The sequence below is a fragment of the Pseudoalteromonas sp. 1181_04 genome, from assembly GCF_052850545.1.
Window position 1 is genome coordinate 117,549 of sequence record NZ_VXCS01000012.1, and the last position, 15,838, is coordinate 133,386.

Annotated in this window: 12 protein-coding genes; 3 read left to right on the forward strand and 9 right to left on the reverse strand. The window is 42.7% G+C overall.

Annotated features, from left to right (window positions below):
- Positions 1-10: 10 nt before the first annotated feature.
- From FW757_RS11665 to FW757_RS11695, 7 genes are all read right to left on the reverse strand, one after another.
- On the reverse strand, positions 11-1,981 hold the full coding sequence (locus FW757_RS11665; protein WP_182739561.1) for a family 43 glycosylhydrolase: 1,971 nt from the start codon (positions 1,979-1,981) through the stop codon (positions 11-13).
- Positions 1,953-3,920 (reverse strand): glycoside hydrolase family 97 protein, encoded by a 1,968-nt coding sequence (locus FW757_RS11670; RefSeq protein WP_182739560.1) that lies wholly within the window; start codon positions 3,918-3,920, stop codon positions 1,953-1,955. The genes FW757_RS11665 and FW757_RS11670 overlap by 29 nt, the downstream gene beginning before the upstream one ends.
- Positions 3,920-4,987 (reverse strand): aldose epimerase family protein, encoded by a 1,068-nt coding sequence (locus FW757_RS11675; protein WP_446441240.1) that lies wholly within the window; start codon positions 4,985-4,987, stop codon positions 3,920-3,922. The genes FW757_RS11670 and FW757_RS11675 overlap by 1 nt, the downstream gene beginning before the upstream one ends.
- 216 nt (positions 4,988-5,203) lie before the next feature.
- Positions 5,204-5,794 (reverse strand): HAD family hydrolase, encoded by a 591-nt coding sequence (locus FW757_RS11680; RefSeq protein WP_446441241.1) that lies wholly within the window; start codon positions 5,792-5,794, stop codon positions 5,204-5,206.
- A gap of 88 nt (positions 5,795-5,882) precedes the next feature.
- Positions 5,883-7,382: an L-arabinose isomerase gene (gene araA, locus FW757_RS11685; protein ID WP_149980044.1), complete on the reverse strand. Its 1,500-nt coding sequence runs from the start codon at positions 7,380-7,382 to the stop codon at positions 5,883-5,885.
- Between the two features lie 22 nt (positions 7,383-7,404).
- Positions 7,405-8,106 (reverse strand): L-ribulose-5-phosphate 4-epimerase, encoded by a 702-nt coding sequence (locus FW757_RS11690; RefSeq protein ID WP_182739556.1) that lies wholly within the window; start codon positions 8,104-8,106, stop codon positions 7,405-7,407.
- A complete protein-coding gene (locus tag FW757_RS11695; RefSeq protein WP_446441242.1) occupies positions 8,103-9,755 on the reverse strand; it encodes a ribulokinase in 1,653 nt (550 codons plus the stop codon). The genes FW757_RS11690 and FW757_RS11695 overlap by 4 nt, the downstream gene beginning before the upstream one ends.
- Before the next feature lie 238 nt (positions 9,756-9,993).
- On the opposite strand from FW757_RS11695, the gene tal reads away from it, so the two are divergent.
- Positions 9,994-10,947, forward strand: coding sequence for a transaldolase (gene tal / locus FW757_RS11700; RefSeq protein ID WP_149980042.1), 954 nt, complete (start codon positions 9,994-9,996; stop codon positions 10,945-10,947).
- Positions 10,948-11,054: 107 nt separating this feature from the next.
- Here the strand turns inward: tal and tkt are convergent, their stop codons facing one another.
- Entirely contained in the window at positions 11,055-13,055 is a 2,001-nt protein-coding gene (tkt, locus tag FW757_RS11705; protein WP_446441243.1) for a transketolase, read from the reverse strand.
- A gap of 805 nt (positions 13,056-13,860) precedes the next feature.
- Positions 13,861-14,070, reverse strand: a complete 210-nt coding sequence (gene cas6f, locus FW757_RS11710; RefSeq protein WP_182717775.1) for a type I-F CRISPR-associated endoribonuclease Cas6/Csy4 — start codon at positions 14,068-14,070, stop codon at positions 13,861-13,863.
- 339 nt (positions 14,071-14,409) lie between these two features.
- On the opposite strand from cas6f, the gene FW757_RS11715 reads away from it, so the two are divergent.
- Entirely contained in the window at positions 14,410-15,363 is a 954-nt protein-coding gene (locus FW757_RS11715) for an SPFH domain-containing protein (RefSeq protein ID WP_145234179.1), read from the forward strand.
- 18 nt (positions 15,364-15,381) lie between these two features.
- Complete coding sequence (locus FW757_RS11720) at positions 15,382-15,834, forward strand: NfeD family protein (RefSeq protein WP_145234181.1); 453 nt, start codon at positions 15,382-15,384, stop codon at positions 15,832-15,834.
- Positions 15,835-15,838 lie beyond the last annotated feature (4 nt).

Genomic DNA, 15,838 nt, shown 5'->3' on the forward strand with positions numbered 1-15,838 from the left:
TTATTTACATTTACTTTGGTTCGCGTAAATGGAAAATTTGGCACTTGTTACCTAAATCAGGTTGTTGTGCAAAATTAGTTTTATCTGCAAGGCCACAATCACTTAAACCCAGTGCTTGCTTTGTATAACGGTTGATCAACATCACGCCGCCACCTTCAACAGGGGTTATACGCCATTGTGCTGTTTTAGTTTCGCACGAAGCCATTTCAACGTTAGCGCCAGGCACTAAAGCATTGTTTGCCACAGCAGCGCAATAATCGCTATCTAGGTCTTGTTTTAGAGCAACGTAGCCTGTGTCTGTTGGCGCAAAGAACCATTGCTGGGCATCGCTGTGAGTAAACGCTTGTTGCTCAACATTAGTACCCGCTTTAACAGCTCCTGCAACGCTCAATGCTTTACCACTTTGTTGGCTCATTACCGCGACACTACCTACAGGCTGTAACTGCCAATCAGCACATGCAGTATCTTTACCTTGTTGTAAAACCGCTTGATTTTGCGCGGCTGAACACCCTGCTACGGCTAATGGTTTTTCAGTGTAACGGTTAGTAATAGTGACATTACCATCAGTGCTTGGTGCTACTTTCCATTGCTGACAGAAGTTATTACGCCACGCTGCAGATTGTATTTTCGCATTATCAGCATCACTGCAATTAGCCAGCTCTAAAAACTTGCTGTCTTCACGATTTGCTAAACGTACAAAACCATCTGTGGTGGCATCAATCACCCATTGACCATTGGTGCTTGCACATTGGCGTTGCACGGCACGCGCATCTTGAGGATCCGCTGCAATATCTAAACATAAACCGCTGGTTGCATTAACTAAGTTATAACGCTGACCTTGCACACGAGTTACAAGTGGCCCGTATTCACCTGATGGTGGAGCCACTTCAACACCCGGTGTAACAGGTTTTGCAAAGTTTGGCGTGCCATCCTTATTCCAAGTAAATTTTTGCGCACGTAAAGAACGTGTGGCACTACAACCATGCTCTACTGAGTCATTGCCATGGTATACCAGCCAGTCTTCACTGCCATCGGGTGAGGTAAAAAAGCCATTATGGCCTGGGCCAAATACTTCATCAGTACGTTCAAATACCGGCTCGTCAAACTTCTTCCAGCTGTTTGCATCAAGCGGATCATCACCTACAAGTTCTAACATCCCTAACTTGTAGTCTGGGGTGTTACAAAAGCTTGCTGAGTAAGTCATAAACGTGCGACCGTTATGCTGTAAAATCTCAGCGCCTTCGGTAACTTTACGGCCACTGATCTCCCAATCGAGTTCAGGACGTGTGATCACCGTGTGCGGTGAATTCTTTTTCAATGTCCACGGGTTTTCCATTTCAGCAATAATGTTTAACTGTTGATCTCCTTGCCACTGTGAGTAGATCACATACAGTTTGTCTTTATAGTTTAGGTAGTTACCATCGATATTCCATACATCAGGCATGAGTGCGCCTTTGTATTCATACGGACCCATTGGGTCGTCACCGGCACTTTCTAATACATTAAGATGTTGGTTATCTAAAGTACCATCAGTCCCTGCTGTATACATCATGTACCAACGGTAGCCGTCAGGGCCTTTAACACGATGAAATTCAAACGCCCAAAAGTTACAACAACGCGCAGGATCGGTCGCTGACCATACATTTACTGGGGTTGCATCGGCAAGTCCTGCTAAAGTAGGTGATTTACGCATCACCAATTCAGATGTCCATGTTGTCGTCGTTAGGTAATAGTTACCATCCCAGTACTCAAGCCATGGATCGGCACCATTAGGAAATAATGGATTAGTGAATACGCCATCATCTTGCGTGGGTGCTTTTGCGCTCGCGATTGGTGCTGCATCTTGTGTTTGTTGTGTGTCTGCGCGGGTTGTAGATTCACACCCTGTAAGTGAGCTTAATGACAAAGCGAATAAACCTACAAGGCCTGTTGCTTTAGCAGTACGCTTTAATTTAGTGCGCAAGTGATGTTGTGCATTCATTGTTGTTATCACCCTTAGTTATTATAACAAACCCGCTATTGGGGTTTAATTTTATAGAAAACAGTTTTGAGTTGAGCTGTTGCGCCTCAACCTGTGTTAATTTTTTACCTGCGCTAAGTAGCTGGGCTGAACTGAAGTTACTAAAGCTTAAGTCAATATCTAACGTAATAGCTTTATCCTGCGCATTAATACCTGCAACATACCAGTTGCAGCGAGAACGTCTCGCCATCACCACATGCTTACCTGGGCTGCCTTGCAAGAGCCTTGTTTCATCCCACAGAGTAGGCAGCGATTTCAAATAAGCTTTTACTGGTTCTGAAACTTTCGTCATTTGCTCAGGCGTTGTCACTAAGTGCTGTACCCCAGATGTAAATAAAATCGGCAGCGCGAGCTCAAAGGCATTATTGGTTTTGCGTTCAATATTAGGAATATCACCAAGTACCATAGGTGTAAAATCCATTGGATCAAACACGTTCCGAGTAAACACTAAGGTCGCTGCATGCTGCGCTTCTTTATCGGCAAATGCTTGAAAAAAGCTTATCATCTCAAAGCCTTTTACTGCTTCGGAGGTCATTAGATTAGGATAAGTTCGCTGCAAGCCCCTTGGCAAAGTGGTGCCATGAAAATTGACCATTAACTGATGTGCTGCTGCGTCTTTCAGCATAGCTTCGTAATAGGCCATCACAGATGAACCATCACCCGGGAAGAAGTCGACTTTAATGCCTTTAATTCCCATAGCTTGAAGTTTTGCAAAATGTTTAATGCGATCAGCACGCGTTAGTAATGCACTTTTAGGAGAATAAACCGTGTTATTCCACGCGCCTGATGAGTTATACCAAACCCATAAATCAACATTTTTTTGCTTAGCATAGGCTGCCAACTGCTGCATTTTCTCCCAGCCTATTTTTTGATCCCAATCCGCATCAATCAATACATATTGCCAGTGCATATCTGCTGCATAATCAATGAACTGTTTTTGCACAGGAAAGGTTGTAAAGTCATCCTTTAATAACCCCCAACTCCAAGCAGCAATCCCCGGTTTAACAAAATCAGTGTTAGTTAGCTGGTTTGGTCGTGCTAAGTCAGTCCCTAAAGTAGACTCAGTAACCGTTTGCAACGTGCCAATTACCAATAAACGCCAAGGCGATAACAGCGGCAGTGTATGCTCTGGTAAATAGCCACCATTAGAAGTAACTTCACGCTGATCAGGAAAACGAACCTTAAACTGCCCTTGGCTATTATTGGTTAAATTAGTACCACTGTAATAGTCTTCACCACCAGCTTCTGAGATTAAAATATACTGCTCTTGGTGCTTAAATAATGCCGGATACACCCAGCCATTATTGGTTATTGCAGGGGTCGTTAATGCTGTCGCTTGTAAATATTCTTCTTCATAAGAAGGGTTAGTGTTCATCCAGCCAGATTGCGCTTGCGCTTTAGGCTGTAACCACGCAACGGTTTCACTTGGGAAGTTAAAACCCGTTTGTTCACTCATAACGACCCGCGTATCCGAGGACTCCCCATCTAACTCGTAGCGAAAAGCAACCCCATCGTTGCTCACTTGAAAGCGAACATTCAATGTTTCGTGTTGCTGATTAGTCACGCTTACAACCGTACTGTTAGCCTGGTAATCAACAAACTGTTGCTTACCAGTAAAAAGCTGGTAGCTATCATTCACTGTCGGCTGTTGTTTAACAGCTAATAATCTAAGCTTTTTAGTAAAATCGGTATTATTAAGCGTGATACCTAATAAAGATGGCTCAATTACTTTATCGCTACCTGACTGTACTTGATAACTTAACTGCCCTTGCTCATCTAAATCAACCAATACGGCTAACTGCTGATCTGGGCTATGAATAGTCGCAACCTCAGTCGCTTGCGCCACAGTTGTTATCACTAAGGCTGCAAACAGCAGCCCTATTTGATTAACGAAGTGCATTACTTAGTGCCAAACTCATACACAATACGCGTTGAATAAACCTCACCAGGCATCAAAGTTGTACTGGGGAATGTTGGCTGATTCGGTGCATCAGGAAAGTGCTGTGGCTCTAGGCAAAAACCACTTCTTAATTTATGTACTAAACCAGAGGCTTGCTTACTGCTTCCATCTAAAAAGTTACCTGAGTAAAACTGTACCGCAGGTTCTTCGGTATACACAGTTAGGGTTCGACCTGAGCTTGGCTCATAAACGTTAGCTGCTTCAATCAAATCATGATTAGGTTTGTTTTTCAGCACAAAGTTATGGTCATAACCTTTACCAAGCTTCAGCTGCTCATCATCCACATTAATTTCTTTACCAATTGCTTTTGGATTTCTAAAATCAAACGGTGTACCCGCCACTTGCATTAACTCACCCGTTGGGACCAAACCGCCATCCACAGGGGTGATTGCGTTTGAGTTGATTTGCATTTGATGATCGAGAATATCGCCCTTACCGGCTAAGTTAAAATAACTGTGCTGGGTCATATTGATGATGGTTGGCTTATTTGTTTTTGCCACAAACTGCATATCAAGGGTATTTTTGTTGGTCAATGTATAGGTGACTTGTGTGGTCAGCTCACCAGGATAACCTTGGTCACCATCAGGACTTACGAGGCTTAGTGTTACACCAGCACTGTTTTGCGTGCTAAATGGCACCATATTCCAGACTTTCTTATCAAAGCCTTGCACACCACCGTGTAAATGGTTAGCACCATCGTTAGTTGCTAACTGATAATCCGTGCCGTTTAAGCTAAATTTACCATTAGCAATACGGTTACCAAATCTGCCAATGATCGCGCCAAAGTATGTGGTTGCATTAGTGTAATCTTCTAAATTATCCATACCTAAAACAATATTACCCATGTTGCCATTGCTGTCTGGCGTTTCGATACGGGTAATAATGCCGCCATAATTGATCACATCAACGCTCACGCCATTACTATTGGTTAGGGTAACTTGGTTGATCGGAGTTTGGTCTGCCAGCTTGCCATAAGCGTGCAGTAATGCAGAAGGTGAATTGGTCATATTGTCTCCTTGGTGAGCACACGCGGGGGTTAAAGCAATCCCAAAGGACACTGCTATTGCAAAGATACCGCGAGATAATTTTTTAATCGATGTTGACGACTGATGAACCGCTGTTAGGCGCTGAGTTACACATTGCAATGACATGACAATAACCTTATTATAATTGTATTTATACTTTTATAATACAATATAGTGATCGATTGCAAATTTATTCGCCTAACTTTTTAGTTGTATTTTGCCGTCTTTGACTAAAATACAGTCCATACCTGCCGCCGCTGCTGCCTGATAACCTATTTGCGTGTCTTCAAACACCACACAATTTTGTGGTTGAATGTTTATTTGTTTGGCTACGCTTAAAAAAGTTTCTGGGTGTGGTTTACCGTGGCGAACATCACTGGCAGTAACTAATGCGTCTATTTTATCGATTAACCCTGTTTGAGTTAGATGCTCAATGGCATGCGCACGGTCCGCGCCAGTACCTACCCCAATAGGCATTTTGCCATGGTAATAGTTTAATACATCGACTGTCTCAGTAATGATTTCTGGCTGATGGTTTAAGCCTAACCAAAATTGGTGTTTTTGCTTGGCAACTTCATCAGGATCATGACTAAGTCCATATTTTTCATTGAGAATATCAACAGTGGCAAGTGTTGGTACGCCACCTAAACTATACATATAGTCATAGTCAAACGGATAACCTAATGCATGGCAGGTCAGCTCCCATGCTTGTAAATGAGAGCCCATCGAATCGATAAGCGTGCCATCCATATCAAAAATAATGCCTTGGTATTTTGTGAGATCGAGCATGTGTACTCCAAAGTCTTAGAAAACAAAAGCCAACTTTACTATAAAGTTGGCTTATTTAGTTAACTTAGATCACTGCTGTTATAGGTGATTAAAGTCCACGTTTTAACATGTAATACGCTGCATTGTGGCGTAGCTCTGTTTTGAAACCACGGATGCTGGTATCAGCATCGATAATCATCGTTTCAACACCTGCCATTTCAGCAAAATCAACAATCATATCGGTGGTAACAGCTTGGCTGTACGCAGTGTGGTGCGCACCACCGGCATGGATCCACGCAGCAGACGCCACTGATAGATTCGGTTTTGGTTCCCACAATGCTGATGCAACTGGTAAATGCGGTAACTCAGCCGGTGGCGTTACTGTATCTACTTCGTTGATCAAAATACGGAAACGATTACCCATATCAATTGGCGAAACGTTAATTGCCGCACCGGCTTTAGCGGTAAACAATAAACGACCCACATCACATTTCACCCCAATGGTGTGAGTGTGAACTTCAAGGCGTGGTTTTTGCGCAGCAATTGATGGACACACTTCTAACATGTGAGCACCTAGTACTTGGTCGGTATCACCCATGTTATACGTGTAATCTTCCATAAATGAACAACCGCCTTCACGGCCTTCACCCATTACTTTCATGATGCGTACCATAGCAGCTGTTTTCCAGTCGCCCTCGCCGCCATAGCCATAGCCTTTAGCCATTAAACGCTGCGTTGCAAGTCCTGGTAAACCTGATAAACCAGACAAGTCTTCAAAACAGTTAGTGAATGCTTTAAAGCCACCTTTTTCTAAAAAGCGTTCCATACCAAGCTCTAAACGCGCTTCGTTGCGTAGCATCGATACTTTGTAGTCATCTTGCAACGTTTCATCGCTAATCACATAGTCAGTTTTATATACTTCAAGCTGGGCATCGACTTCAGCATCTGTCACGGTATCAACAACTTTAACGAGCTCAGCTACACCAAAGGCATGCACTTCATAGCCAAAGGTGATTTGTGCTGATACTTTGTTACCTTCTGTAACCGCAACTTGGCGCATGTTATCGCCAAAACGTGCCACTTTAAGTGTTTGGCTCTCAGCCCAACCTTTAGCAGCGCGACACCAATCATCAATTTGCTTTTGCACGTCAGCACGTTGCCAGTGACCAGCCACTACTTTACGCTCTTTACGCATTACAGTACCAATAAAACCAAACTCACGGTCACCGTGGGCACTTTGGTGGGTATTCATGTAGTTCATATCAATATCAGCCCACGGTAGCGCGGCATTGAATTGCGTATGAAGGTGTAACCATGGTTTACGTAACTCGTTTAATCCAGCAATCCACATTTTCGCAGGTGAGAACGTATGCATCCATAATACTAAACCCACACAGTTAGGATCGGTGTTGGCTGCTTGGCACACGGCATGAATTTCTTCAGGCGTTTTCACCGTTGGCTTACACACTAAGTTAACTGGTAAATTAGCTTCGCTATTTAAACCAGCCACAATTGCAGCGCTATTATCTGCAACGGTATTTAACACTTTTGGGCCATATAAATGTTGTGACCCAGTTACAAACCAAACTTCTTTCATTGACGACGGCATATATAAATTCCTCTTGTACTTGTTAGCCACGGTTACTTTGGCCGTAGTAGGCATCTTTACCGTGTTTTCTTAAATAATGTTTATCCATCACAGACTTCTTAAGCGCAGCTGCATTTTGATCAAGCGTGCGAGTTAAGTAAGCCATGCGAGCAATTTCTTCTAGCAGCGCCGCGTGATACACAGATTGCGCAGCATCTTTACCCCAAGTAAACGGTGCATGTCCTGCCACAATCACCATAGGTGCCGCTTTTGGGTCACGGTCTTTATAAGCATCGGTAATTTGAATACCGGTCTCAAGCTCATAATCACCATTTACTTGCGCATCAGTAAGCTCGCGGGTGCAGGTAATGTCACCGTGCACATAATCAGCGTGTGTAGTACCAAAACAAGGAATGCTCTGCTTTGCTTGTGCCCATGCAGTGGCATACGTTGAATGAGTATGCGTTACGCCACCAATGTCATTAAAATGACGATACAAATGAATATGGGTTTTGGTATCCGAAGACGGCCGCATGCTGCCCTCAACAATGTTGTTTTCTAAATCAACAATCACCATGTCTTCTGCTTTCATTTGGTCATACGATACACCACTTGGTTTAATCGCAATCACGCCTTTGTCGCGGTCGATTTGCGATACATTACCAAAGGTATAAATCACCAAACCACGACGTTGTAATTCCATATTTGCTTCGAATACTTCGCGCTTTAATTCTGTGTAGCTCATGCTTTTGCTCCATCAACATACTGTGCTAACGCTTGATAGTTAGCATAGAGTTCGTTATAAACCGCAACCCGCTCTGGGTTAGGTAAATACTGATGACATACAGCAGAAGCCATAACTTGCTGAGCATCCGCCACTGTTGCATATTCGCCCGCTGCCACAGCAGCCATAATTGCAGCACCAAGCGCACAGCTTTGCTCGCTTTCAAGTACGTCAATTGGGCAGTTCCATACATCCGCACAGGTTTGCATTACGTAATCTGATTTTTTTGAAATGCCGCCAATTACCACTACTGAATCAATCGGCACGCCTTCACTTTGAAAACGCTCAGTAATGGCGCGTGCGCCAAAGGCCGTCGCCTCAACTAATGCTTTAAAGAACTGCGGCGCATCAGTGCCCATTTTCATGCCCGTCATGGCCATTGCTACGCTTTGATCAGCATCAGGAGTGCGACGACCGTTGACCCAGTCAAGTGCCGTTACATCGGTATTTTTAACCGGTAACGCACTGGCAGCTTTTGATAAATCAACTAAAATTGAGTCTTCAATTTTGTTGATCAAGCTTTGTTCAACGTCGTTTAAATTTGTTAATTGGCGAGTCGGCCATAACATCAGGTTTTTAAACCATGCATATAAATCACCAAACGCAGATTGACCCGCTTCAAGGCCAATCATGCCTGGGATCACTGAGCCATCTACTTGACCACAGATACCTTTAACACAGGTATCGCCAAGTTGCTGTTTTGAAGTAACAGTAATATCACAAGTTGAAGTACCCATTACTTTAGTTAAAACACCTGGACGCACATTGGCAGCAACTGCCCCCATGTGACAGTCAAACGCACCGTAACCTACAACTACATTCTGTGATAAACCAAGTTTATCAGCCCATTGCGCGGTTAATTTACCAGCGACTTGGTCACTTGGTTGGGTTGCTGCATTAAGCGTATCAACCACACCATCTAATAATGGGTCAATATTGCTGAAGAAACTATTTGGTGGGAAACCACCCCATTGCTCATTCCACATTTGTTTGTGGCCCGTTGCACAGCGTCCCAGTGTTAATACTTCTGGGTGAGTGGTGCCACACATCAATGCCGTCATCCAATCACAATGCTCAACCCACGAGTAAGTTGCCGCTTTTACAGCCGCATCATCTCTAAAAATATGTAATGCTTTAGCCCAGTACCATTCTGATGAATAGATGCCGCCCATGTGTGAAAGATAATTAACCTCGTTATTGGTCGCGGCTTTGGTGATCTCATTCGCTTCTTTAATCGACGTATGGTCTTTCCAAAGAATGAACATCGCATTAGGGTTTTCAGCAAATTCTTCAGTCAGCGCTAAAGGCGTGCCTTGGCTATTAATCGCCACTGGCGTTGAGCCTGTGGTATCAAAGCTCATACCTATTACTTTATCCGCAGTTCCCGCAGGTACTTGTTGCCATAGACCATTGACGACCTCAATCAAGCTGTCGATGTAGTCTTGTGGATGCTGGCGAAATTGATCTTTACTTGGAGCGCAATATAAACCTTGCGCCCAACGCGGATAATTCACTAAATGGCTAGCCAGCTCTTTACCTGTGGTTACATCAACAAGCAGTGCTCTTACTGAATCAGAGCCATAATCTAAGCCCAATGTATAACGAGACATAAATACCTTTCACTAATTGGATACTAACAATGTTAGTCATTACTGTTATTTGTATGATAATATCAATAATGACGGGTTGTAAAGGTATTATAAAAATATTATTAACAGATTTATTCTGAAATATTCGTGACACCTGTGCCCTTTAAACTAATGTTTTGCACTAATAAAGGGCTTAAACCATGTCATAAGCAATGCTAAAAGCCGTTAATTTATTTTGTATGATGAAAATAGGATGTCTATGTCTAGCCAATTAGAACAATTAAAAACCATGACCACTGTGGTTGCTGATACCGGTGATTTTGAAGCAATCGATCAATATAAGCCGCAAGATGCCACTACCAATCCATCGTTATTGCTCAATGCGATTAAAATTGAAAAATACCGCCCACTGGCTGTTGAAGCCGTTGCTTGGGCTAAGCAACAAACAAGTGACAATGCACAGGTGATCAGCAAAGCTGCTGACAAACTGTCGGTACTAATTGGTGCAAATTTAATGGCTCAAGTGCCAGGGTTAGTGTCTACCGAAGTAGATGCGCGCTTATCGTTTGACACTCAAGCAACTATTGATAAAGCCCTTGAGCTTGTTGCGCTCTATAAAGAGCAAGATATTGATACCTCGCGCGTACTGATCAAAGTGGCGTCTACATGGGAAGGTATTCAAGCAGCAAAAGTACTCGAGCAACAAGGTATTCGCTGTAACCTAACGTTGGTGTTTGCATTTGCTCAAGCTCGTGCGTGTGCTGAAGCAGGTGCTTATTTAATCTCGCCTTTTGTTGGTCGTATTCTTGATTGGTATAAAGCAAACCAAACTGATAGCGATTTTAGCGGTGCTAATGATCCAGGCGTACAGTCTGTTGCACATATTTATAACTTCTTCAAAAAGCACGATTATAAAACCATCGTTATGGGTGCAAGCTTTAGAAACATCAGCGAAATCCAATTACTGGCAGGTTGTGATAGATTAACTATCAGCCCAGGGCTATTATCAGAACTAGCCGCAACAGATGCCCCATTAGCGCGTCAACTGACTGCTGCTACTGAAACAGTTGCCCCGCCAACGCCTATGACTGAGCAAGCATTTCGCTGGGAAATGAATCAAGATGCCATGGCCACTGAAAAACTAAGCCAAGGTATTCGCCAATTTGCAATTGACCAAGAAAAACTAGAAGCCATTCTAGCTGAGCTGATCTAAGCTTCAGTCGTTATATAAAATCAATTCTGCAAATAAAAAAGCCCGCTGATTTAATTAAATCAGCGGGCTTTTTGTTCAGGTAAATTTTTAACCCAAGTTCAAAACAATTAAGCGTCTAGTAACGCATTAGCCTTAGCAACTAGGTTACTCACAGTAAAGCCAAAGTATTCAAGCAGAACTGGTCCTGGCGCTGACTCACCAAAGGTAGTCATACCTAGTACATCGCCATCTTGGCCAACATATTTATACCAAAAATCGCTATGTGCAGCTTCTACCGCAATTTTAGCAACACCAACAGGTAATACACTCTGGCGATAGGCTTTATCTTGCAAGTCAAACTGATTGGTACATGGCATAGATACAACACGAACCTGTTTACCCTGTTCGGTTAGATCAGCTGCTGCATTTACCGCTAACTCAACTTCAGAACCAGTAGCAATAATGATCAGTTCAGGTGTGTGCTCGCTATCAACTAAGATATAGCCACCTTTAGCAACATTCGCTAGTTGCTCTTTAGTGCGCGGCATTGCTTTAGTACCTTGGCGACTAAAGATCAATGCACTTGGGCCAGCTTCTTTGATTAAAGCCTGACTCCATGCAACCGCTGTTTCAACTTCATCACATGGGCGCCAAGTCGACATATTTGGCGTCATACGCAAATTAGCAATTTGTTCAATTGGCTGATGGGTCGGGCCATCTTCACCTTGACCAATAGAGTCATGGGTATACACAAAAATACTCTGTGCTTTCATCAGTGCAGCCATACGCACTGCGTTACGAGCGTATTCCATAAACATTAGGAAGGTTGCACCAAATGGGATAAAGCCGCCATGCAGCGCAATACCATTCATTATCGCGCTCATGCCAAACTCGCGTACGCCATAAAATACATAGTTACCGGCAGCATCATCTTGCAAGCCTTTCGCGTCAGGCCATAAAGTTAAGTTGGAACCGGCTAAATCAGCGGAGCCTCCCATAAGTTCAGGCAAATGCTCAGCAAAGAAGGTAATGGCATTTTGTGATGATTTACGGGTTGCTATGTTTTGCATATCTTCTTGGCACTTGGCAATGTACTGATCAGCAATTTCTGCAAAGTTGCTCGGTAATGATTTAGCCGTTACACGGCGGTTAAATTCTTTACTCAGCTCTGGGTGTGCTTTGCTGTAAGCGGCAAAGGTTTGTTGCCATGCGCTTTCTAAATCTTGGCCTTTGGCTTGGCCATTCCACTCATTGTATAGATCTTGAGGAATTTCAAACGCTGGATGTGGCCAATTTAGTTGCTCACGAACCGCTGCAATTTCATCATTACCCAGTGGTGAACCGTGACAATCATGACTACCCGATTTATTGGGCGAACCAAAACCAATCACCGTTTTACAACAGATAAGCGTTGGCTGATCTGGGTTAGCTTGCGCAGCTTCAATAGCACTGGCAATCGCGGCCATATCGTGACCATCAACGCCACTAATAACCTGCCAACCGTATGATTCAAAGCGTTTTGGGGTATCGTCAGTAAACCAGCCTTCTACTTCGCCATCAATTGAGATGCCATTGTCATCCCAAAAAGCGATGAGTTTACCTAACTTTAATGTACCTGCTAATGAACATGCTTCATGAGAGATACCTTCCATCAAACAACCATCACCTAAAAAGCAGTAAGTGAAGTGATCAACAATATCAAAGTGTGGTTTATTAAATTGTCCAGCTAAGGTTTTTTCAGCAATTGCCATACCAACCGCATTGGCAATACCAGCACCAAGTGGCCCTGTAGTTGTTTCAACCCCAGGTGTATAACCATACTCTGGGTGACCCGGCGTTTTAGAATGCAGTTGGCGAAACTGTTTAATGTCTTCAATACTGACATCATAACCACTTAAATGTAGTAATGCGTACTGCAACATAGAGCCATGGCCGTTTGACAACACAAAACGGTCGCGGTTAGGCCAATCAGGATTCAATGGATTGTGGCGGTGGAAGTTTTGCCAAAGAACAGCAGCAATATCGGCCATCCCCATTGGTGCACCTGGGTGACCTGAATTAGCTTTTTGAACGGCATCGACAGCAAGCATACGGATTGCATTTGCAGATTGAGAACTGGGCAGAGTCATCTGTTACTATTTCCTTTTAATATTATATTATAAATAATATCTCAAAATGTAATATAAATAGCAATCAGAAATCGCCCGAACTCGCTAAAAACAGTTCTTCAGCGCATACAAATGCAGCTCTGCAAATCATTTTCCTAGAACTTAACGATTTGTTGCACAAAAAACAGACAGTGAGGGTAAATGAGAAACCATGAAATAATTTGTAGCTCGTGCTTAGCACGTTAAGCATATCGTCGCCGTAAGCATCCGTAGTGTGGCTTGTAGAAGAGCGCTTTAGCGCCGAATAGTGATCAAAAAACTCGTTTCACTGCCTCGCCACCTAAGCTGCCTGTGTCGTAGGCGCTAAGCTTGCTGGCGCGAAAAAAAACATCGGCGTTTGAATCCATCCATGGAGCTTGGTTACATCGGTCATTGCCTAAATGGATTTAGGTACTTAGATTTTGTCGGGAACAAAAATCTGCCATGACCTCACTTCTTCGCGCTGCACTCTTTACTAGATATGTCGTTTACTTTAGGCGTCCTGCCCTTCGCCATAAAGGTCTGCTTCGCAGTTCCAAAATATTCCCGATATTTTTGTCGGTCCCTCGTCACCTAAGCTGCCTGTGCGGCAGTAAACTTTTACGTGTCGGGGCTAGAGTAGTAAACTGCTTTCTAAGCTGCCTGTGCGGCAGTAAACTATAGAATATCAGCATAAAAATAAGTTACAACAAGCCATTAGGTTAAATATTACTATTTTACCTTATCAAAAACGATATGTTATAACCCATTGTTTTTATAGAAAATTTTAAAGAGAAAAAATAAAGGGTTAAAACCAAGGTATCGTGGCAACTTTACTTAATCCATAAGAATCAAACTTACCATCAATAGGTTTATCTTTTAAATCACTAAACGCAAAGAATTTGCGATGCACTTGTTCTGTTGAACCGCTGAACAAATCTAGATAAGGATTATCAGCAGCACCAAGTACATATTTACATTGTTTGAAAAAATGTGTACGTTGTTTTGAGCTAAACATGGTGCGGGGTCTATTCTTACATGAAGGTGAGTTTAACTATGTAAGGTATTCACTTTGAGTTTGCTAATCTTAAATTAACTGAGAGGCTCACAAACAGACTTCCCTTTCTGCCTGAACTATTTGCTTTAGATCAAAAATCAAACATACTTTCTGTGTGCATCTTCAAAAAACATGACCATAATATTGCAATCGTAATTAACTTACCGACATACTTTGTCACGATTTTTCACTAGCTGGGCTTACAGCTCAATGGTAATGTAGGGTTAGTCACGTTTATAAGTATATAAATTAAATAAATATGTGACACGCCATATTGGCCACTATTAAAGGAGAGTATCTATGGACCCGATAACGCAAGTTCTCAACATGTTATTCACTGTTGAGGCGTTTTTACTCATTTTTGTTTTAGTACTGCTAAAAAGTAGTGTTAAATTTGTGCCGCAAAACCGTGCGTGGCTCATTGAACGTTTTGGTAAGTATCAATCAACTAAAGAAGCAGGCCTAAACTTTATTGTGCCGTTTGTTGATCGTATTGCCGCTGATCGTAGTTTAAAAGAGCAAGCGCAAGATGTGCCGTCGCAATCTGCTATTACCAAAGATAATATTTCATTGATTGTTGATGGTGTATTGTATTTCCGTGTTATGGATCCATACAAAGCCACTTATGGCGTTGATGATTATGTGTTTGCCGTTACGCAATTATCGCAAACAACGATGCGTTCAGAGCTTGGTAAAATGGAGCTGGATAAAACCTTTGAAGAACGTGATGTACTAAATACTAATATTGTTGCGGCAATTAACCAAGCCGCAGATCCTTGGGGTATTCAAGTATTACGTTATGAAATTAAAGATATTGTGCCACCGCAATCAGTAATGGAAGCGATGGAAGCACAAATGAAAGCGGAACGTGTTAAACGTGCACAAATTTTAGAATCAGAAGGTGATCGTCAAGCTAATATCAATGTCGCTGAAGGTAAAAAACAAGCGCAAGTACTAGCCGCTGAAGCAGAAAAAGCCGAGCAAATCCTGCGTGCTGAAGGTGAAGCTAAAGCCATTATTGCGGTAGCCGAAGCACAAGCTGATGCACTACGTAAAGTAGGTGAAGCAGCTGATACTGAGCAAGGTCAAAAAGCCATTCAATTAGACCTCGCCTCAAAAGCAATTGCCGCAAAACAAGCCATTGCTAAAGAATCGTCAGTTGTTTTATTACCCGATAACGGCACCGATGCCAGCTCTATGGTAGCGCAAGCGATGTCGATTATTAATACCTTAAATACCAAACAAAAAGGTTAAGCTGTAAAGGAGCAAACTATGGAGTTCATTACCAATAATTTAGCCCAAACACTGATGATCTTAGGTGTACTGGCACTGATAATTGAAGTAGCAGTGCTGGGAATGTCGACCTTTATATTATTGTTTTTGGGTATATCATTATTTGCAACTGGATTAATGATGAACTTCGCGCTGTTAGAAGACTCATTAACCACCGCACTTTGGAGTAACACCTTGATCACCGCCGCATGCGCTGTTTTACTATGGAAACCGCTAAAACGCATGCAAGATAATGTTGATAATAAAGAAGTGAAAAGTGACTTTGCAGAGCTTGATTTTGTGCTCACTAGCGATGTTGATGAGTTAGGTGTTAGTACCTACTCGTATTCTGGAGTGAGCTGGAAACTAAAAAGCCAGCAACCACTAAGCGCTGGCACCCATGTAAAAGTGGTAAAAAAAGAAGTCGGTGTTATGTGGGTTGCAGCAATTTAACCTA